The organism is Pseudomonas sp., assembly GCF_051660785.1.
In the GTDB taxonomy this organism is placed as follows: Bacteria; Pseudomonadota; Gammaproteobacteria; order Pseudomonadales; family Pseudomonadaceae; genus Aquipseudomonas.
Window position 1 is genome coordinate 55591 of the sequence record NZ_JBOFQE010000039.1, and the last position, 18152, is coordinate 73742.

The 18152-nt window shown below is 60.9% G+C and carries 17 protein-coding genes; 3 read left to right on the top strand and 14 right to left on the bottom strand.

Features of this window, described 5'->3' with window-relative positions; translation table 11 throughout:
* The first annotated feature begins 68 nt into the window (after window positions 1-68).
* On the top strand, window positions 69-806 hold the full coding sequence (locus tag ACRC4F_RS09430) for a TorF family putative porin (RefSeq protein ID WP_438659058.1): 738 nt from the start codon (window positions 69-71) through the stop codon (window positions 804-806).
* A gap of 106 nt (window positions 807-912) precedes the next feature.
* On the opposite strand, the gene ACRC4F_RS09435 is transcribed toward ACRC4F_RS09430, so the two are convergent.
* The 11 genes from ACRC4F_RS09435 to ACRC4F_RS09485 all read right to left on the bottom strand — a co-directional run bounded on the left by ACRC4F_RS09435 (window position 913) and on the right by ACRC4F_RS09485 (window position 11892).
* On the bottom strand, window positions 913-1206 hold the full coding sequence (locus tag ACRC4F_RS09435; RefSeq protein ID WP_438659059.1) for a DUF971 domain-containing protein: 294 nt from the start codon (window positions 1204-1206) through the stop codon (window positions 913-915).
* Window positions 1203-2165 carry a HEAT repeat domain-containing protein gene (locus ACRC4F_RS09440; RefSeq protein ID WP_438659060.1) on the bottom strand — a complete coding sequence of 321 codons (963 nt, stop codon included), beginning with the start codon at window positions 2163-2165 and terminating at the stop codon, window positions 1203-1205. The genes ACRC4F_RS09435 and ACRC4F_RS09440 overlap by 4 nt, the downstream gene beginning before the upstream one ends.
* On the bottom strand, window positions 2162-3010 hold the full coding sequence (locus ACRC4F_RS09445) for an ABC transporter ATP-binding protein (protein ID WP_438659061.1): 849 nt from the start codon (window positions 3008-3010) through the stop codon (window positions 2162-2164). The genes ACRC4F_RS09440 and ACRC4F_RS09445 overlap by 4 nt, the downstream gene beginning before the upstream one ends.
* Complete coding sequence (locus tag ACRC4F_RS09450; RefSeq protein WP_438659062.1) at window positions 3010-3792, bottom strand: ABC transporter permease; 783 nt, start codon at window positions 3790-3792, stop codon at window positions 3010-3012. Before ACRC4F_RS09450 ends, ACRC4F_RS09445 begins: the two co-directional genes overlap by 1 nt.
* 226 nt (window positions 3793-4018) lie before the next feature.
* Window positions 4019-5437, bottom strand: coding sequence for an ABC transporter substrate-binding protein (locus ACRC4F_RS09455; protein WP_438659063.1), 1419 nt, complete (start codon window positions 5435-5437; stop codon window positions 4019-4021).
* A 237-nt stretch (window positions 5438-5674) separates the two neighbouring features.
* Window positions 5675-5920, bottom strand: coding sequence for a 4Fe-4S dicluster domain-containing protein (locus ACRC4F_RS09460; protein ID WP_007946457.1), 246 nt, complete (start codon window positions 5918-5920; stop codon window positions 5675-5677).
* 26 nt (window positions 5921-5946) lie between these two features.
* The gene (locus ACRC4F_RS09465; protein WP_438659064.1) at window positions 5947-7677 is read right to left on the bottom strand and encodes a fumarate reductase/succinate dehydrogenase flavoprotein subunit; all 1731 of its coding nucleotides are present in this window, start codon (window positions 7675-7677) and stop codon (window positions 5947-5949) included.
* Window positions 7674-8426 (bottom strand): GntR family transcriptional regulator, encoded by a 753-nt coding sequence (locus ACRC4F_RS09470; RefSeq protein WP_438659065.1) that lies wholly within the window; start codon window positions 8424-8426, stop codon window positions 7674-7676. Before ACRC4F_RS09470 ends, ACRC4F_RS09465 begins: the two co-directional genes overlap by 4 nt.
* Before the next feature lie 294 nt (window positions 8427-8720).
* Complete coding sequence (locus ACRC4F_RS09475; RefSeq protein WP_438659066.1) at window positions 8721-9686, bottom strand: Gfo/Idh/MocA family protein; 966 nt, start codon at window positions 9684-9686, stop codon at window positions 8721-8723.
* Between the two features lie 16 nt (window positions 9687-9702).
* Entirely contained in the window at window positions 9703-10590 is an 888-nt protein-coding gene (locus ACRC4F_RS09480) for a Dyp-type peroxidase (RefSeq protein WP_438659067.1), read from the bottom strand.
* Window positions 10591-10836: 246 nt separating this feature from the next.
* Window positions 10837-11892 (bottom strand): AraC family transcriptional regulator, encoded by a 1056-nt coding sequence (locus ACRC4F_RS09485; RefSeq protein ID WP_438659068.1) that lies wholly within the window; start codon window positions 11890-11892, stop codon window positions 10837-10839.
* 207 nt (window positions 11893-12099) lie between these two features.
* On the opposite strand from ACRC4F_RS09485, the gene ACRC4F_RS09490 reads away from it, so the two are divergent.
* Window positions 12100-13044 carry a SphA family protein gene (locus ACRC4F_RS09490; protein WP_438659069.1) on the top strand — a complete coding sequence of 315 codons (945 nt, stop codon included), beginning with the start codon at window positions 12100-12102 and terminating at the stop codon, window positions 13042-13044.
* Window positions 13045-13169: 125 nt separating this feature from the next.
* On the opposite strand, the gene ACRC4F_RS09495 is transcribed toward ACRC4F_RS09490, so the two are convergent.
* The 3 genes from ACRC4F_RS09495 to ACRC4F_RS09505 form a co-directional block, all read right to left on the bottom strand.
* Window positions 13170-14378 carry a DSD1 family PLP-dependent enzyme gene (locus tag ACRC4F_RS09495; protein ID WP_438659095.1) on the bottom strand — a complete coding sequence of 403 codons (1209 nt, stop codon included), beginning with the start codon at window positions 14376-14378 and terminating at the stop codon, window positions 13170-13172.
* 74 nt (window positions 14379-14452) lie between these two features.
* Complete coding sequence (locus tag ACRC4F_RS09500; RefSeq protein ID WP_438659096.1) at window positions 14453-15781, bottom strand: D-arabinono-1,4-lactone oxidase; 1329 nt, start codon at window positions 15779-15781, stop codon at window positions 14453-14455.
* 85 nt (window positions 15782-15866) lie between these two features.
* Window positions 15867-16256 (bottom strand): c-type cytochrome, encoded by a 390-nt coding sequence (locus tag ACRC4F_RS09505; protein WP_438659070.1) that lies wholly within the window; start codon window positions 16254-16256, stop codon window positions 15867-15869.
* A 265-nt stretch (window positions 16257-16521) separates the two neighbouring features.
* Here ACRC4F_RS09505 and ACRC4F_RS09510 point away from each other — a divergent pair, with 265 nt between their 5' ends.
* Window positions 16522-18147, top strand: a complete 1626-nt coding sequence (locus ACRC4F_RS09510; protein ID WP_438659071.1) for an NADP-dependent glyceraldehyde-3-phosphate dehydrogenase — start codon at window positions 16522-16524, stop codon at window positions 18145-18147.
* Window positions 18148-18152 lie beyond the last annotated feature (5 nt).

An 18152-nucleotide genomic window follows, 5' to 3' on the forward strand; every position in this document is an offset into this window, starting at 1 on the left:
CCCGCTCCTGTAGCCGGGGCCCGGCACAGCTTTGCCCCAATAAAAATCACAATAACGGGACGCACCCCATGAAAGCTTTCACCCTGTTCGCCCTCGGTTCTTTGAGCCTTCTTCCCTTAAGCAGCCAGGCCCTGCCCTTGAATGACGACTTCGCCCTGCTGGTCGACCTGACCCTGGCCAGCGACTACCGCACCCGTGGCATTTCCCAAACCCAGAACGACCCCGCCGTGCAGGCCGGTTTGACCCTGGCGCACAGCAGCGGCCTGTACCTCGGCGCATGGAGTTCGAACGTCGATTTCGGCGGCGGTTTGAAGACCCGACAGGAAGTCGATTACTACGCCGGCTGGCTCTGGCAAGCGACCGATGCGGTCAGCCTGGACCTCGGCTATCTCAAATACGCTTACCCCAAGGAAAGCCAGTTCAACCAGGGCGAGACCTACGCCATCCTCAGCGCTTACGGCGTGAAGCTGGCGGCCTATTACTCCGCGGACGCGCCGGGCATCGACAGCAAGCAGAGCTCGCTCTACAGCTACGTTGGCTATGAAACCGAGTTGCCTTACGACACAGGCCTGAAGCTGCGTTACGGCAACATGGATTTCAAGGACCCGCACCTGTACGCGATGTCGGGCGAAGCCGAAGACTCGTACCGCGAATGGGAAGTCAAACTGACCCATGAACTGGCGGGTGTGATGCTGGGCTTGAGTTACATCGACACTGACCTGTCCCAAAGCCAGTGCATCAGCAATTGGGGTTATGGAGATGTCTGCACCGCGACCGTCGTAGCAAGCATCAGCAAATCCTTCTGACCCCACACAGATCCCCTGTGGGAGCGAGCCTGCTCGCGATGAGGGCCTCACATTCAACATCGATGTTGAATGTAAGTCCGCTATCGCGAGCAGGCTCGCTCCCACATTAGATTTCAGTGGTTTCGGGGGTGAGTTGTGCCAGGTACGGCCACGGGTAGATGCCGCGTTCGTGGCCGTCGCTGAAGATCAGTTGCAAGCCGTACCCCTGTTGGTTGAGTTCGATCACGCGGATGCGCTCGTCGACTTTCACCGTCAGCCCCTGCAACCGAAACGCCCGGCATTGCGAGCACGGGCACTGGCGGCGCAACTCGGCATGGCCCAGCAGTTGCTCTCGTCCATCCGGCCAGTTCAATCGCAGCTGTTGTTGACCTTGGGAATTGCCAATCGCCAGCGGGTTCATTGCAGCTGACTCAAGGCGATGCGCACGGCTTTGCGTACTTCCGGGTCGCCGTCGTCCTGGGCGGCCTGCAAGGGTGCGATGGCGCCTTTATCGTTCAGTTCGCCGAGGGCCAGTGCGGCTTCCTTGCGCAGGTTGCTGATGCGGTGGCCGAGGGTTTCGATCAGGGCGTCGAGGGCCGGGACGAAACGCAAGCGGCCGAGGCTGCGGGTGGCGCGCAGGCGGACCTGCCAGTAATCGTCGTTCAAGGCGTCGACCAGGGCGGCACCGGCGTCAACGTGGCCGACCTTGCCCAAGGTGGTGGCGGCTTCTTCGCGCACTTGCCAGGCGTGGTCCTGCAAGGCCTGACGTAGCGCGGGCAGCACTTGAGCATCGGAGGCCAGGCCAAGGGCGCCGGTGGCGGCGCGGCGGACTTCGGTGTCCGGGTCGTCGCTGGCCAATTTCGCCAAGGCTGGCAAGGCATCGAGCTGCTTGAGCCAGCCGAGCACGCCGACCGCTTCGCGACGAACGCCAGCGTCTTCATCGTTCAAGGCAACGACGGCGGCAGCAGCGGCATCGGGAAAACGCAACTCGCGCAAGGCCCGGAACGCGGCGATGCGCACGCTGATGTCGGCATGCCCGGTCCAAGGCAGAATCACCCTGCCCGCCGCCTCACTCTTGAGCAGGCTGAGGCTTTGCGCAGCGGCAGCCTGCACCGCCGAGGATGGATCGGTCAGGGCCTGGCACAGCGCTTCGACCACCGGTTCGTCCTCCCAGGCTTCGAGCAATCGCGCGGCTTCGGCGCGGACCTCTTCGGTCGCGTCCTCAGCCAGACGATTGACCAGCCACAGCAAACCGTCCGGTTCTTCAAGGTCGGCCAATTCGATCAAGGCAATTCTGCGCACGCCCGGATCTTCATCCGTGAGGCGCGGTTGCAGGGCAAGAATGTCGTCGTTGTCGGTTACATCGAATAGTGAGGTCATAGGGCAAATCGCGGCAGTTTGTTTTCAGGGGGAAGTCCGAGAGGGTTCAGGCGCGGTAACTGCCGACCGTCTTCGTGACGCAGTAATTCGAGGCAATGGCGTTTCAGGCGGGAGAACTCGTGGCTCGTCACCAGTTCGGTAGTGCGTGGCCGGGGGAAGTCGAGGCTCAGGTCTTCAATGATTCGACCGGGGCGCGAGCTCATGACCAACAGGCGATCGGCGAGGAACAGCGCTTCGTCGATGTCGTGGGTGACGAACACCACGGTGGTGCGAATTCGCGTCCAGATGTCCAGCAGCAGTTCCTGCATGTTCAACCGGGTCAACGCGTCGAGGGCGCCGAAGGGTTCGTCCATCAGCAACAGGCGCGGACGATTGACCAGCACCCGGGCGATCTCAACCCGTTGCTGCATGCCGCCGGAGAGCTGGTCGGGCCAGCGGTCTGCGAAGCCTTCCAGCCCTACCAGTGCAAGGATTTCATCGGCGGCTTTGTGGCGTTCGGTTTTGCCGATGCCGCGCATTTTCAGGCCGAAGGCGACGTTGTCGCGCACGGTTCGCCAAGGGAGCAGGGTGTGGTGCTGGAAGACCATGCCGCGCTGGGGCGATGGACCCGAGACCTGCGCGCCGTCGACTTTCAGTATTCCGGTATACGACTGCAGATGCCCGGCGAGTGCGCCGAGCAAGGTCGATTTGCCGCACCCGGACGGCCCGAGAATGCACACGAATTGTCCCGGTTCGATCTGGCAATCGAGGCCTTGCACGGCTTCGAAGGCTTGCTGGTCTTCGCCGAGGACGATGGACAGTTGGCGGATGTCGATCCGCCCTTCAGGGGTTTGCATCACGCTCATCAGGCTTTTCCTCGTGGTCGGTGCCACGGCGTGAACAGCCCGCCGAGACGTTTGATCAGCAGGCTGCTGCCCATGCCGAGTACGCCGATCAGCAACATCCCGACGACGATGTCGGCGTAGTTCTGGATGGTGTAGGACTCCCAGGTGTAATAGCCGATGCCGTATTGGCCGGAGATCATTTCCGCAGTCACCAGGCAGAACCACGAGGTGCCCATGCCGATGGCCAGGCCGGTGATGATGCTCGGTGCGGCGCCCGGCAGGATCACTTCCAGCAGAATCGCCCGACGCCCTGCCCCGAGGCTTCTGGCCGAGGCGATCAGGCGCGGGTCGACGCCTTCGACGCCGTGCACGGTGTTGAGCAGAATCGGGAACAGTGCGCCGGTGAAGGTGATGAAGACCATCGACAGTTCCGAGGACGGGAACATCAGGATGGCCAGGGGAATCCAGGCGACGGCGGGGATCGGGCGCAGGACTTCAAGGGGTGGCAGCAGTAAATCTTCGGCCCATTTCGAGCGGCCGATGGCCAGGCCCAGGGCAATGCCGATGACCAGCGCCGCGAGGTAACCGGCGAAGACCCGGCTGAGGCTGCTGCTCAGGTGCTGGGCGAGCTTGCCGGAATCGCCGAGGCCCAATGCTGCTTCGATGACGGCCACCGGCGTCGGGACGTTGGCGAAGGTGACCAGGCCGAGGTTCCAGTGGTGGCTGGCGGCGAGTTGCCAGAACAGGAGGCAGAGCAGTAAGGAGGCTGCTCGGGGGATCCAGCGGGTTAGTGATTTGGGCATGTCGGGTTCCAGTTGTAGATGGGTAGGACGGGAGAACCACCCCTCACCCTAACCCTCTCCCCGGAGGGGCGAGGGGACTGACCGAGGTGTTTGGGCGATGTACTGAGACCTGCGACCTCGAGTCGAACTCAGGCTTTGAAAAGCATGGAGATCTGCTCCCTTTCCCCCTCTCCCACTGGGGAGAGGGTTGGGGTGAGGGGGGTGGTTCTTGAGTCCACCCCACTACTCAGCGACTGGCGACGGCTTGAGTGGTGGCATCCGTGAAGTCGAGGACTTTTCCGCCCTGGGCCGTGGCGAATTGTTGGGCCTGTCCTTTGAGCAGGAATGCACTGAGGCGACCCTTGGCATCACTGGCAAACCAGGCCTGATCCGCCAGCAACTTGATCCCGCTGTCACTGGCCTGGGCATACACCGCCCGAATGTTTTTGCCTTGGGATTTCAAACTGGCCAATGCGGTGAACGCCGATTCCGCCGAGGCGTACTGACGCACCTTCGGCTCGCCACGCACCCAGATCTCGGCCACATGGCTGAAGTCGGTGATGGCTTTGCCGCTGGCCGCATCCACGCCTTTGAGCGGTGTCTGTGCGTAGTTGGCCAGTTGCGCGGTGTAGTCCAGGTTCGACGCCTTGAACGCGGCGCGGATGTACTGGTCATCGATAAAGGTATTGAGATCGAGACCCCGATCAGCCTTCTTCAGCAGCTTGAGGGTATCGATGGCGGTGCCCACGGCTTGACGGTATTCCGGCTTCCAGCTGAGGTCGCGGGTCTGCACACCGAGCGGGCCGTAAAACAGGTAATTGACCTCGGCATCGACGCCCGTGACCTTGGCGATCAGCTCGCTGTATTTCTCTGGTTCGGCCGTCAACAATTGATTGGCTTCGATGCTTGCGCGCAGGTAAGCGACGACGATTTCCGGGTACTTTTTCGCGTAGGCCTGATCCACCAACGCGCCATGGAAGGTCGGTGCATTGGCCTGGGAACCGTCATAAATCTTGCGGGCGAAACCACGACTCGGGAACAGTTCGGCGAACGGCACGAAGTCGGCGTGAGCGTCGATTTTCCCGGCCTGTAATGCGGAGCCGGCGACTTCCGGCGGCTGGGCGATGATGTTCACGTCTTTCAGCGGATCCCAGCCTTGCGCCGCCACCGCACGCAACAACATGCCATGGGCGGTGGAGGCGAACGGCACAGAAATGGTCTTGCCTTTCAATTCGGCCAATGACTGCACGCCCGACGCACTCGGCACCACGATGCCATTGCCGCTGCCCTTGATGCTGCCCGAGAGCACGCTGATGAACAGGCTGTGCTTGCCGGCGGTTTCGAACGCCACCCCGTTGAACGAACCGGGGAAATCGGCCATGGCGCCGAAGTCGAGTTTGCCGGCGACCATCTCGTTGGTCAGGGGTGCGCCGCTGGTGAAGTTCTTCCACTCGACTTCGTATTTGGCATCTTTGTACTGGCCGTCATGGGGCAGGTATTTGTCCAGCAAACCGAGCTCGCGAATCAACAGACCGCCGGCGGCGCAGTTGATCGTGGTGTCCTGGGTGCCGATGGCAATGCGGATGGTTTCGGCCGAAGCCGACAAGGTGAATGAAGCCAGTACCAGACCGGCAAATGCTGCACGCAGCGATGTTGGCAAAGACATGGGTGTATCCCCTCGAATCATTTATAGGATGTTCGTCTCCGCCACGATCAGGGCGTGGTGGGAAACGAGGGGTGTTGGGTGAATCCAGCGTCCGGTGTTTCCGGATGGCTTTGGGTTGTCTGGGTGGGCCTCATCGCTGGCGGGCCAGCTCCCACAAGGTTCTCTGGTGCCAACGAAATCTGTGTCCCACTGCAAATCCCTGTGGGAGCTGGCCTGCCAGCGATGGCGTCCTTTCAGTCACCGCAGTAAGTAAGGTATTTCGACTTTCACCGCCCCGGTCGGGCAGTCCTTTTCACACGGCATGCAGTACCAGCATTCATCGAACGCCATGTAGGCTTTTTGCGTGGCCGGGTTGATGGCCAGCAGGTCCATCGGGCAGACGTCGACGCAAACGGTGCAGCCTTTGTGGGCGATGCAAAGGTCCTCGTCGACCGTGACCGGTGCGTTGGATCGGAAGAAGATTTCCTGGGGTTGATAGGCCATTTCGCGGTCTCTCTTTTTTATGAGGCTCAGGCAGCAAAGGCACCGACCCGCAGCCGGTCGTAAGCCTGCATTTCTTCGGCATCCAGCGGGATGATGTAAGGCTCGACGGCTTTCTTGAAACTGGTCATCTGGCCGTCGTCGCCCTTCTTCAGGTGGCAATGGCAGAACCAGTCGCTATCGTTGCGTTGCGGGTGGTCGACCCGATAGTGGTAAAGCCCCCAGCGACTTTCCGCGCGGAACAAGGATGCGCGGGCGGCCATTTCGGCGCAGTCGCGGATCATGCTGACTTCCATGGCGCGCATCAGTTCGTGGGCGTTGTGGGCCTTTATCTGATCGAGGTCACGCTGGATATCGCTGAAGCGTTGCAGGCCGATTTGCATCTTCTTGGTCACTTTCGGCGGTTGCAGGTAGTCATTCACAAAGCGTCGCAGCTTGTATTCGACCTGTGCGGGTGGCAGACCGTGTTCGCGATCCAGTGGCGCGTAGACCCTTAGTTTTTCCGTTTCTATCTGCTTGGCATCGACCGCTGAAAACTCGCGAGCGGCGACAAAATCCGCCGCGTTGGTGCCGGCAAACCAGCCATAAGTGAACGCACCGAGCATGTAGTTATGCGGCACCGCCGCCATGTCACCCGCCGAGTACAAACCCTTGACCGACGTCTCGGCTTTCTCGTTGACCCACACGCCCGACGCCGAATGCCCGCTGCAAAAGCCGATTTCCGAGATGTGCATCTCGACCATCTGCGTGCGGTAATCGGTGCCGCGATTGGCGTGGAACTGGCCACGACTCGGGCGTTCGTTGCTGTGCAGAATCTCTTCGATGTTCTGGATGGTTTCCTCGGCCAGGTGATCGAGTTTGAGGAACACAGGACCGTTGCCGCTTTCGAGTTCCTGGTGGAACTCCCACATCATCTGCCCGCTCCAGTAGTCGCACTCGATGAAGCGCTCGCCCTTGTTGTTGGCGGTGTAGCCGCCCAACGGGCCGGTGACGTAGGCGCAGGCCGGGCCGTTGTAATCCTTGATCAACGGATTGATCTGGAAGCATTCGAGGTTCGCCAGCTCGGCGCCGGCGTGATACGCCATGGCGTAGCCGTCGCCGGCATTGGTCGGGTTTTCGTAAGTGCCCATCAAATAACCCGAAGACGGCAAACCCAGGCGGCCGGCGGCGCCGCACGCGAGAATCACCGCCTTGGCCTTGATCACGTGGAAGTCGGCAGTGCGGCAGTCGAAGCCCATCAGGCCGTTGACCGCGCCCTCTTCGTCCAACAACAAGCGCGTGCAAACCACGCGATTGGTGATGCTGACCCGCGCCCGTTTCAACTGGCGATACAGGACTTTCTTGATGTCATGCCCTTCCGGCATCGGCAGCACGTAGGCGCCCATGTGGTGGACCTTTTTCACCGCGTAGTCGCCGGTTTCGTCCTTCTCGAACTTCACGCCCCAGCGGTCCAGTTGCTCGATAGTTTCAAAGCTGTGGGTCGCGTAGGCATAAACCGCCGCCTGATTGACGATGCCGTCGTTGGCGATGGTGATTTCCTTGGTGTACTGCTCCGGTGTCGAGTGGCCGGGAATGATCGCGTTGTTCAGGCCGTCCATGCCCATGCTGATCGCGCCGCTGCGCTTGACGTTGGCCTTGTCGATCAGCAGCACGCGCAGATCGCGGTTGCGTTCCTTGGCCTTGATCGCCGCCATCGGCCCAGCGGTACCGCCGCCGATCACGACGATGTCGTATTCCTGTTCAAGGGTATTTCTACTCATGCCTGATCCCCTTTTTGCCGATCGATTCGCAAGCGGTACTGGAAAGCATCGCCGCGGTAGTAAAGGTGTTCGAAGTCCACCGGCTGGCCGCTGGCATCGTGGGTCAGGCGTTCGATGCGCATGATCGGCGAGCCCGGTTCGACGTTCAGCGCCTGGGTCAGGTCGCTGTCGGCCAGCACCGCGTCGATGGCCAGATCCGCGTGACCGAGGGCCAGACCGCAGTCGTTTTCGAGGATCAGGAAAATGTCACGGGTGACCAGATCGGCTTTCTCCAGCCGTTCGCCGATGGCTTTGGGCAGGTAGGTGATTTCCAGTGAGATCGGCTCGCGGTTGATCAGCCGAACGCGTTTGATCTGCGCCACGGTCTCGCCTTCGGCAACCTGCAAACGCTCGGCGACGAGTTTGTCGGCGGGGATGAATTTGAAGCTGCGCAGGCGGTTGATCACCTCGTAGCCACGACCGGTCATGGACTCGGCCAGGCCTTGAAGGGTGCTGACGTTCTGAAAGGTTTTCGGCTTGGCGACGAAGGTGCCCTTGCCGTGAATCTTGAAGATCAGCCCTTCCTTCTGCAGATCGCCCAAGGCCTGGCGCACGGTGATGCGGCTGACTTTGAACAGCGCACCGAGTTCGCTTTCGGAAGGCATCTGGCTGTCTTGCGGGTATTCGCCGTCGAGGATGCGGGCACGCAGCACATCGCGCAGCTGGGTGTGCAGCGGGACGCTACTGAGGGATAGAACGTTATCGGTCATGGCAGATCACTTGTTATAACGAGTTATGACGTGATCTTAAAGTTCTAATGGGAGGCTTGAGAAATACTGTTTGAGCATAAGGTTAGATTCACCAGACAAACCGCTCACCCCTGTAGCAGCTGCCGTGTGGCGAGGGGATTTATCCCCGTTCGGCTGCGCAGCAGTCGTAAACCCTGAACACACGGTCTATCTGATGCACCGCGTTGTCTGAATTCACGACTGCTTCGCAGCCGAACGGGGATAAATCCCCTCGCCACAAGGCAGCTGCTACAACGTTCGGTTTCTTCAGTGAGTTCAGCGCTTGAGGATCTGGTCCATCACCCAGTCGGTTTTCAGCGCGTGTTCGGCTACTGCCGGATGCTGCGCCTCACCCCGGATATGAGCGTTCATGCCCAGCACGTGATGCCACTGAATGTGCTCGTGATGGTCGATGTGCAGGCTGAGGTGTTCATCGGCTTCAAGCTGCACCGGGTGCTCGTCGAACACGGAAAAACTGATCCGGCCCTGGCTGCCGATCAGCTCGACCCGGTCTTCGCGGCGATCCGCCACGAAACTCCAGCAGCCCATGCCCAGCGCACCCGAAGCGAACCGCCAACTGGCGCTGACAGCGTCTTCGGCGGCATACAAACCGGCCTGCCGCGCGGTGAATCCGGCGACTTCAACGATATCCCCGAGCAAATACTGGAACAGGTCAAAACCATGACTGGCCAGGTCGGCAAAGTAACCGCCGCCGGCAATCACCGGATCAGTGCGCCAATTGCCGGCGCCACTTAGATCGTTCGGCGAAGGGGCTTTGGTCAGGGTCCAGGTGAGATGCCGCACCTCGCCGATCCGCCCCTCCTCCAGCCACTGTCGCACTTGTTGAAAGCGCGGCAGAGAGCGTCGGTAGTAGGAAACGAACAGGTGCAAACCGGCATCGGCAAACGCCTTTTGCATCTCACGGCTTTGCCCGGCATTCAGCGACATCGGTTTCTCGACGCAGCAATGTTTGCCGGCCGCGGCGACCATCAAGCTATAGGCATAGTGACTGTCGGGTGGCGTGGCGATGTACACCGCGTCCACCTCGGGATCATTGATCAGGGCGTGCGCGTCGGTGTAAACCCGGCCGATGCCGTGGCGTGCGGCGTAGTCGGTCACCGCCTCCAGCCGCCGCCCCATCACCGCCACCAGCGCCGAGCCGGGTGCCTTGTAGAAGGCCGGCCCGCTCTTGCGCTCGGCGACACTGCCACAACCGATCATGCCCCAGCGTACGACGTCCATGTTCTGTCCTTGATCCTTAGCCGATGCGCAAGGCGCGCAGGTCCAGATGACCGTCCTTGAGCGGCGGGCACCAGTAGTAACCGCCGGTGATCGGGCGGCTGATGCGATACAGACCGTCGGTGATACCGTCTTCCAGCCCGCTCATGCGTCGCAGTTGGGCCTCGAAGGCGTCGAGGGAATAACCGAATGCCAGGAACATCAGGCCCGCGCGATCGCCTTCGATCCACGGCATCGAGCGACGGACCACGAACGCTTCAGGGGCGAAGCTTTCCTGGGCGGTGCGTTTGACGTGAGCAGAAATCGGCGCGTCGTCGAGTTCTTCGTTATCGCTCAAGCGACGGCCCATGATGTCGTCCTTTTCATGGGAGGGCATCGCGTGAAAGCCCTTCAGATCATGCTGCCACTGCTGGATCGCGGCGAAGCTGCCACCGATCAGGCCTTCAGCGCCTTCGCCCAACAACGCGGCGGCCACGGCGGCTTCGTCGTGCGGGTTTTCGGTGCCGTCTTCGTAGCCGGTCAGGTCGTGGCCGGTCAGGTGGCGGAAGGTTTCGTTCATCTGCACCAGTCGCAGCGCCGGGGCCAGCGCGGCTTCAATGGCGTGGCTGCGATTGAGCAACTCACCACGGTCGACACCGTGCAGCCAGCACCAGAGCGCGTGTTGGGTCGACGGGTTGTCGACGCCGACACCGGTCAGCGCTGGAAACGGTCGCAGGCCATCGATCTGCGCGTGCAGCGCCTTGACCAGGGATTCACCAAAGCCGACCACCGCCGATTTACCGTCCACCCGTTGCATCAAGTTATCGAGCGCGGCCGGCAAGGCTTCGGCGGATTCGAGGGCGAAGAACATATGACGGGCTTGAGGCGGAACGGGGGTGGCGAGAATGCCCGGCTGGTAGTAACTCATATGAACTCCTTGAAAAGAGCGCGGAGTTTAACCGGGGAACGGGATTTTGTGTGCACTGACCTGTAGCAGCTGCCCTGTGGCGAGGGGATTTAGCGAAACGTCGCACCGCCCCGTTCGGCGGCGAAGCCGTCGTAATACCTGAACGCACGGTCTATCTGGCGCACCGAGTTGCCTGATTCACGACTGCTGCGCAGCCGAACGGGGCGGTGCGACGTTTCGCTAAATCCCCTCGCCACAAGGCAGCTGCTACAGGGGATTTGTCGTTAGTGAGAGTGGGGTTTCGTTGCGGAAAGCGCTCGGGCTCATGCCGGTCCAGCGTTTGAAGGCCCGGCGAAAGCTGCGTACGTCGCTGTAACCGACTTCTTCGGTGATGCGCTCGATGGACAGGTCCGGGTTGGCCAGCAGGTTCATGGTGCGGGCCTGGCGCACTTGTTCCAGCAGCGTTTCGAAGGTCAGCGCATGTTCAGTCAGGCGGCGGCGCAAGGTGCGGCTGCTCATGTTCAGGTCGTTGGCGATCTTCTCGATGTGACTGCCCTCGGTCAGGTCCCGGGCTATCGCTCGCTCGACGGCCTGGATCAAGTCCATCTTGCGGTGAACCTGCGCCGCTTCCAGCTCGAGCAATTTGACCGCCTGGCGCAGCGCCAGGGAATGGTGATTAGGCAGGTGCACGCCCAACCAATGGGCGGCAATCACCATGCGGTTTTGCCGGCAACCGAAACGCACGTCCGGCCCCAGCAGCCGCTGATATTCGCTGAAGTACTCTGGCGCCGCGTGCATGAACTCCACCGCCATCGGCTTGAAATCAGCCCCCACCAACGCCCGGCCGTACACCAGCAGGCTGGCGAAAAACTCCTCGACCGCAAACAACTGCACGTCAGCAAACGGCAAGCGACATTCGACGTCGACAAACACCCGATCACCCGCCTCCTCCACGCTCGAGACCACGATACCGCCCGAGGTGTGCTGATGCCGAATGCCCAGCGCAAAGGCATCGCGCAGGGTCTTGCACAACGACAGCACATGCCCGAGCAACCCAAGCGTGCCCAGCACATTCTGCGCGCCCACCCACAAACCCAGCCCCTGATTGGGCAAGGCCTTGAGGGCGCGCTGAATCATGGCCACGGCTTGCCGATAGGAAATGCGTTGCGCCGGGTCCTGGAGGTCTTCAAGGGTAAAACCCAGGCCTCGGCAAAGGCTGTCGGGATCGACGCCTTTTTGCTCGGCGACTTCGGCCAGGGTTTGCAGCAGAAATGGCGACACCAGCGCCAATTCAAAGGTGGGATCGATCATTTTCATCTGCATGGGGCTAGACATTCCGGATCAGGCTGCATTCTTATTTTTGTTACCGGTTATGTCGAAGGAAGTTAGCACAGGGTTGAAAGGCTGTCCGCAGAAGTCCCCCTAATGGCCGCCAATACCCTGCCCCGCATGGCGTAGACAGCTTATTTCTATGGTGCGGCCTGCGTGTGGCCGCCGGCTCGCCCGCTAACAATAATAATGAGTACACACATGAACCCGACCCGCACGAGATTTCCCCTGCTGGCCCTGAGCATGGCCGGCGTCTGCGCCATTCAACCAGCCCTGGCCACCGAGGCCGGCGTCGACAACATCGGCCCAGGCACCGACGGTTTCTTCATGCTGCCGCTGGACGTCGACAGCCTTCCGGACCACATGGTTGTGTTCAATCTCTACTACAACCACTACAAATCCACGAAGCTCAACATCAGCTCACTCGGCGGCAAGGTGCCGAATGTCGAGATCGAATCCACGGCAGTTGTTCCGCGCCTGGATTACCTCAGCCCTGTGCGGGTTTTCGGGGGGCGGCTGGCCGGCTACATCGGGCAGCCGTGGCTGAAACAGGAAGTCTCGGTGTTCGGCTTGCAGGACACCCGCGAAGGCATGGGCGACACCACTTTCGCGCCGATCATTCTGTGGGACATGGGCAAGCACCTGACCCTCGGCGCCGCTGTGGAAATCACCGTGCCCACCGGCGAGTACAGCGTCGATCGCCTGGCCAATACCAGCAACAATTTCTACACCTACAAGCCGCTGTTTTCCTTCACCTGGCTACCGACGGAAAGAACCGAGGTGTCGATGAAGACGACGTACAGCTTCAACGAGAAAAACAAGGACACCGATTACAAGTCAGGGCAGATTTTTCACTTCGATTATTCGGCGAGCTACAAGATCACCGACAACCTGATGCTGGGGCTGAACGGCTACTACCTGAAGCAGACCACCGACGACAAGCAGTTCGGCAGGACCGTGCAGTTCAATGGCGAGGACGTGAATGACGGCGTGCGTGGGCAAGTGTTCGCGATCGGGCCGGCGTTGCACCTGACCTTTTTGAAGTACGCCAGCGCGGAGATTCGCTGGGCCAAGGAGTTCGATGTGGAGAACCGGCCGGAGGGCGAGATGCTGTGGGCCAAAGTCAGTATTCCGTTTGCGTTCTGACAGACGCCATCGCGGGCAAGCCCGCTCCCACAGGGTTCGATGGCGTGACTGCAAGTTGTGCCACACCAAAAAAATGTGGGAGCGGGCTTGCCCGCGATGGCGATTGCAAGAACACCTGACATTTATCAGGTGTACACCGGCCAGGTATCAACAATCCTCCCACCCCGAACCGCCAACAAATCCCCAAACTGCAACAACACCGCCTCGGTCTGGGTCGGCCGCAAAAACACCTGATCCTCAACCCTGAGCCCCACCGCCGCAGAACCATTGACCATCTCCTGGTTCGAGCTGCGCCCATACACTCCATTACTCTGCAGCCCCGACGGCGACTCAAACTCCGCCATCCAGTTGCCGCCATAGATAAAAAACGTCTCGCGCTGATTAACGTCCCACCACGAAAACACTTTCGACTTGCCGTCCAGCGCCGGAATGTTCACCGCACCCGTGCTTTTCAACACCGGCGTCGCGATAAATGCCGCAGGCACATGCTCCACCAGCGACGGCAAATCGTAGTGTGTCGGCTTGAGCATCGCCGTGCCCACCGACACTTCGCTGCTCAGGCTTTCCTGCTCGTGCATGCGATAACTCGGGCTGCCGGCGGTGTTGAGCGTCAGCCCCTCACGCCACAACCCGGGGAATTGCTGACGGGTGAAGTCGACGCAGCGGTTGTAAATCACCATGACCTTGGCGAACAGTTCCTCGGGCGATCCCAGAATGCCCGGCACGCCCATGCCCACAAACGGGTCGTAGCCCATGAACCCGGCGAACTCCAGGTGTTGCGAGTTCGCGTTGATCAGCGTCAGCATCTGCCCGAGCACCGCCAGATCACCGACACCGCCGCGATGCAAACCCACGTCCAGCTCAATGTTGACCCGCAATCGCGTGCCCAATCCCTTGGCCAATGCCAGGTACTGCTGCAAGCGCTCCGGCGTATCGAGCAGCCATTGCAACTGCTTCGACGGATCGAATGGTCCTTGATGCGTCTTGTAAAACAACTCGGCCGAACGCACTGGCAGCGGCTTGCCCAACAAAATGTCCGCCTCGGGAAACTGCACCGCGTCATGGTTGAGAAACGGCTGATGGAACGACATCAAGCGCTGGGTGCCGGTGCGATTGGCGATGTAGCGCAGCAGCCCCGGCGACGGCAGTGATTTCTCCACCAGGCGCAGCTGCTTGCCGCCGCGCTTCACCGACAGCATGACGACATCGATGTTGTGGTCGAGCCGATCCAGATCAATCAGCATCACCGGGCGCATCGGGCCGTAAGCTTCGAGCTCGTCGTTCAGCGCGCGGAAATAATCGTTGTAGGGGCCGCCCCGATCGCCCGGCCGCAGCCACGCGCCAACGCCCGCCAGCAAGGCGCCAATTCCGATAGTCCCGATGAGAAACCTGCGGCGATTGACGGCCATCAGCTCACCCCCAGAATCGACGACAAATGCGCGTTGAGAAATTTGCCGCCGGGGTCGACTTCCTGGCGAACCTGGATGAATTCCTGCCAGCGCGGGTACAACGGTTGCAGGTTCTTCGCATTGAGCGTGTGCAACTTGCCCCAATGTGGCCGGCCGTTGTACTTCCAGAAAATCGGTTCGATGGCGGCGAAGAAATTGTGGTGATCCATCTGATAATGCTGGTGGACCGATATCGAGCAACTGTCGCGACCTTCAAACATGCTCAACGGAATGTCATCGGCTTTGACGTAGCGATATTCGATGGGAAACCAGGTGCGCAGGTCCTTGTCCCGGATCAGCTTCAGAATCTCGCGCAAGCAGCCCGGGCCGTGTTCCGCCGGCACCGAATACTCCATCTCGTTGAAGCGCACCGTGCGCACATTGGCGTAGATGTCGAACGAGTCGCCGACCCGATCATCGAAACTGGCGAGGTGACGCAGGTTGTTCAGCATCGTGCGGCGCAGGTCGGGGAAGTCGCTGGCGTATTTGTCGATCTTCTCGATCAGCGTCACAAACTCATTGCCGCCCTCTTCCTCCGGCGGAATCGGCGGTGTGGCCGGGTCGGTGGTTTCGTTCAGGGCGATCGACAAGGCGTAATCGGAATGGGTCACCACGAGCATTTCCCAGTGCTGGTTTTCCCGGGTGTTCTTGTCGAGTTCTTCCAGCAATTCTTCGGTCTTGGCGATCCATTGGCGTTCTTTCAAGCGATACGCCTGACGGTTTTGCAGGCGCACTTTGGTGGCCACGCCGAGCGCGCCGAGCGACACCCGCGCCGCGTTGAACACTTCAGGCTGGCGCGTGCTGTCGCAGTCGAGGACGTCGCCGTTTGCGTTCACCAGTTGCAGGCCGCAGACGTGGGCCGAGTAGGACTGAAAGTTTTTCCCGGTGCCGTGGGTCGAGGTGGCGATCGCACCGGCCAGGGTCTGGTAGTCAATGTCGGCCATATTTTGCAGGGCCTGGCCGATGTCCTTGAGCGGCGTGCCCATGCGTGACATCGGCGTGCCGGCGGCGAACTCGGCCTGCAGGGTCTGGGCGTCGTGATCGAGCAGTCCGGTGAAATAGCTCAGCGACAGCAACGTGCCGTCGGTGGGCACCAGCGCGCTGAAGGAATGCGCCGAGCCGACCGGGCGAACCTTGCCCGGGGCCTTGCGGATGATCTGGGTCAGTTCGTCCAGGGTCTTGGGCGCGAGCCGCGCCGCCGGCAGGCAACTCTGGCCACCCGACCAATTGCGCCACGGAATCAGCCGTGGCGCGCGGAGGAATTCGGCCAGCGCGGGGGTCGATCCCAGCGCGGTGAAGGCGCCAATGACACTCGCCCGTTGCAGCAGTTGGCGCCGTGTTAAATCCATCGTCATGAATCGCACCCTGCCGTTTTTATTGTGGGATGGATTGGCCGGACATGAAGGCAATCAGTGCCAGGAACTCTTCCTGCGAACACTGCATGCACATCCCCATCGGTGGCATGCCGTTGTAACCGTTGATCGCGTGGTCGAGCAGCGTGTCGGCGCCCTGCTGCACCCGCGGCTCCCAGGCTTTGGTGTCGCCGGTCAACGGTGCGCCGGCTGCCGGGTTGGCGTGGCAGAGCTTGCAGCTGTTGTCGTAGACCTGCGCCAGAGCGGCATCGGGGGGCGTGGCGATGGCCGCGTCGTTGTAGGTCGCCGGGCTTTTCGGTTCATCGCCACAACCACTTAGCAGAGCGGCGAAGACGCCGCCCACCAATGCCAAACAAAGGCTAGGCTTTTCAGAGACTCGACTGGCCCGCATGGTTGTCCTCACGTATGGCGCCCCTCAGTGGAAAGCACCTTTTTTGTTGTGATCAGGCACAGGTCAACACTAAGGCACCGGCGCGGGCGGGTTGAGGGCATTGGGGGCCAACAAGGGGGGCATCTGAGGCCATGACCGAAGATGCCGGCCGTTCCACGATCGAAAACCCTGAAACGCCGAACGATGAGATGAGTCATGACAAGCGAGGCCGAGGTCTGCTAAAACGATTCATCAGCGCATCAGCCAATCCAGACGGGGTAGCGACATGACCACAGCACATATCCTTGGCAACCTGTTTCCGGACTCAAGCGACATCCCGGAAAAATACCGCCTCGACGGCCAGACCGAGCAGCGTGAATACCTGGTCGATGGCGAACTGAAAACCTGGTCCGGTCCTCTCGCCCAAGTCCGCAGCCCGGTGTACCTGACCGGTGAAAATGGCGACGAACAAGTCATCCTCGGCAGCACCCCGCTGCTCGACGCAGAAACCGCATTGACTGCGCTGGACGCCGCCGTCCGTGCTTATGACCGGGGCCAGGGTTTGTGGCCGACCATGCGTGTGGCCGAACGAATCCAGCACGTCGAAACGTTTCTGGCCCGCATGCGCGAACAGCGTGAAGCGGTGGTCAAGCTGCTGATGTGGGAAATCGGCAAGAACCTCAAGGACTCGGAAAAAGAGTTCGACCGCACTTGCGATTACATCGTCGACACTATCAACGCCCTCAAGGAACTCGACCGCCGCTCCAGCCGCTTCGAGCTGGAACAGGACACCCTCGGGCAGATCCGCCGCGTTCCACTGGGCGTCGCCTTGTGCATGGGGCCTTACAACTACCCGCTGAACGAAACCTTCACCACGCTGATTCCGGCGCTGATCATGGGCAACACCGTGGTGTTCAAACCGGCCAAGCTCGGTGTGCTGTTGATTCGTCCGCTGCTGGAAGCCTTCCGCGACAGCTTCCCGGCCGGGGTGATCAACGTCATCTACGGCAGCGGCCGCGAGACCGTCAGCGCGCTGATGGCCAGTGGCAAGATCGACATCTTTGCGTTCATCGGCACCAACAAAGCCGCCAGCGACCTGAAGAAACTCCACCCGAAACCACACCGCTTGCGCGCGGCCCTGGGCCTGGACGCGAAGAATCCGGGCATCGTGTTGCCGGAGGTCGATCTGGACAACGCGGTCAACGAAGCGGTGACCGGCTCGCTGTCGTTCAACGGGCAGCGATGCACCGCCCTGAAAATCCTCTTCGTCCATGAAGACGTGGTCGAGTCCTTCATCGAGAAATTCAACGCCAAACTGGCCACCCTGAAACCGGGTATGCCATGGGAAAGCGGCGTAGCGCTGACGCCGTTGCCCGAGGCGAGCAAGGTCGATTATCTGCACTCGCTGGTCGCGGATGCGGTCAGCAAAGGCGCCAAGGTCGTGAACCCGAATGGCGGTGAAGCGCGGGCGTCGTTCTTCTACCCGGCGGTATTGTTCCCTGTGACGCCGCAGATGCGCGTCTACCAGGAAGAACAGTTCGGCCCGGTGGTGCCGATCGTGCCTTACCGGCATCTCGACACGGTGATCGACTACGTTCTGGAATCGGACTTCGGCCAGCAATTGAGTATCTTCGGCACCAATCCGGTGGCGGTCGGTCGACTGGTGGACACCTTTGCCAATCAGGTCGGCCGGATAAACCTCAACGCCCAGTGCCAGCGCGGCCCGGACACTTATCCGTTCAACGGCCGCAAAAACTCCGCCGAAGGCACGCTGTCGGTGCACGATGCACTGCGGGTGTTTTCGATCCGCACGCTGGTGGCGACCAAGTTCCAGGAAACCAACAAAGAACTCATCAGCGACATCATCAGCGGGCGCAGTTCGAGTTTCCTGACCACCGATTACATCTTCTGAGGACA

What these genes read in the sequence shown, in the direction of transcription:
- ACRC4F_RS09465 (WP_438659064.1), bottom strand. Translation starts at nt 7,677, where the DNA reads ATGAGTAGAAATACCCTTGAACAGGAATACGACATCGTCGTGATCGGC.
- ACRC4F_RS09480 (WP_438659067.1), bottom strand. Translation starts at nt 10,590, where the DNA reads ATGAGTTACTACCAGCCGGGCATTCTCGCCACCCCCGTTCCGCCTCAA.
- ACRC4F_RS09435 (WP_438659059.1), bottom strand. Translation starts at nt 1,206, where the DNA reads ATGAACCCGCTGGCGATTGGCAATTCCCAAGGTCAACAACAGCTGCGA.
- ACRC4F_RS09450 (WP_438659062.1), bottom strand. Translation starts at nt 3,792, where the DNA reads ATGCCCAAATCACTAACCCGCTGGATCCCCCGAGCAGCCTCCTTACTG.
- ACRC4F_RS09510 (WP_438659071.1), top strand. Translation starts at nt 16,522, where the DNA reads ATGACCACAGCACATATCCTTGGCAACCTGTTTCCGGACTCAAGCGAC.
- ACRC4F_RS09455 (WP_438659063.1), bottom strand. Translation starts at nt 5,437, where the DNA reads ATGTCTTTGCCAACATCGCTGCGTGCAGCATTTGCCGGTCTGGTACTG.
- ACRC4F_RS09440 (WP_438659060.1), bottom strand. Translation starts at nt 2,165, where the DNA reads ATGACCTCACTATTCGATGTAACCGACAACGACGACATTCTTGCCCTG.
- ACRC4F_RS09485 (WP_438659068.1), bottom strand. Translation starts at nt 11,892, where the DNA reads ATGCAGATGAAAATGATCGATCCCACCTTTGAATTGGCGCTGGTGTCG.
- ACRC4F_RS09460 (WP_007946457.1), bottom strand. Translation starts at nt 5,920, where the DNA reads ATGGCCTATCAACCCCAGGAAATCTTCTTCCGATCCAACGCACCGGTC.
- ACRC4F_RS09490 (WP_438659069.1), top strand. Translation starts at nt 12,100, where the DNA reads ATGAACCCGACCCGCACGAGATTTCCCCTGCTGGCCCTGAGCATGGCC.
- ACRC4F_RS09505 (WP_438659070.1), bottom strand. Translation starts at nt 16,256, where the DNA reads ATGCGGGCCAGTCGAGTCTCTGAAAAGCCTAGCCTTTGTTTGGCATTG.
- ACRC4F_RS09475 (WP_438659066.1), bottom strand. Translation starts at nt 9,686, where the DNA reads ATGGACGTCGTACGCTGGGGCATGATCGGTTGTGGCAGTGTCGCCGAG.
- ACRC4F_RS09430 (WP_438659058.1), top strand. Translation starts at nt 69, where the DNA reads ATGAAAGCTTTCACCCTGTTCGCCCTCGGTTCTTTGAGCCTTCTTCCC.
- ACRC4F_RS09445 (WP_438659061.1), bottom strand. Translation starts at nt 3,010, where the DNA reads ATGAGCGTGATGCAAACCCCTGAAGGGCGGATCGACATCCGCCAACTG.
- ACRC4F_RS09470 (WP_438659065.1), bottom strand. Translation starts at nt 8,426, where the DNA reads ATGACCGATAACGTTCTATCCCTCAGTAGCGTCCCGCTGCACACCCAG.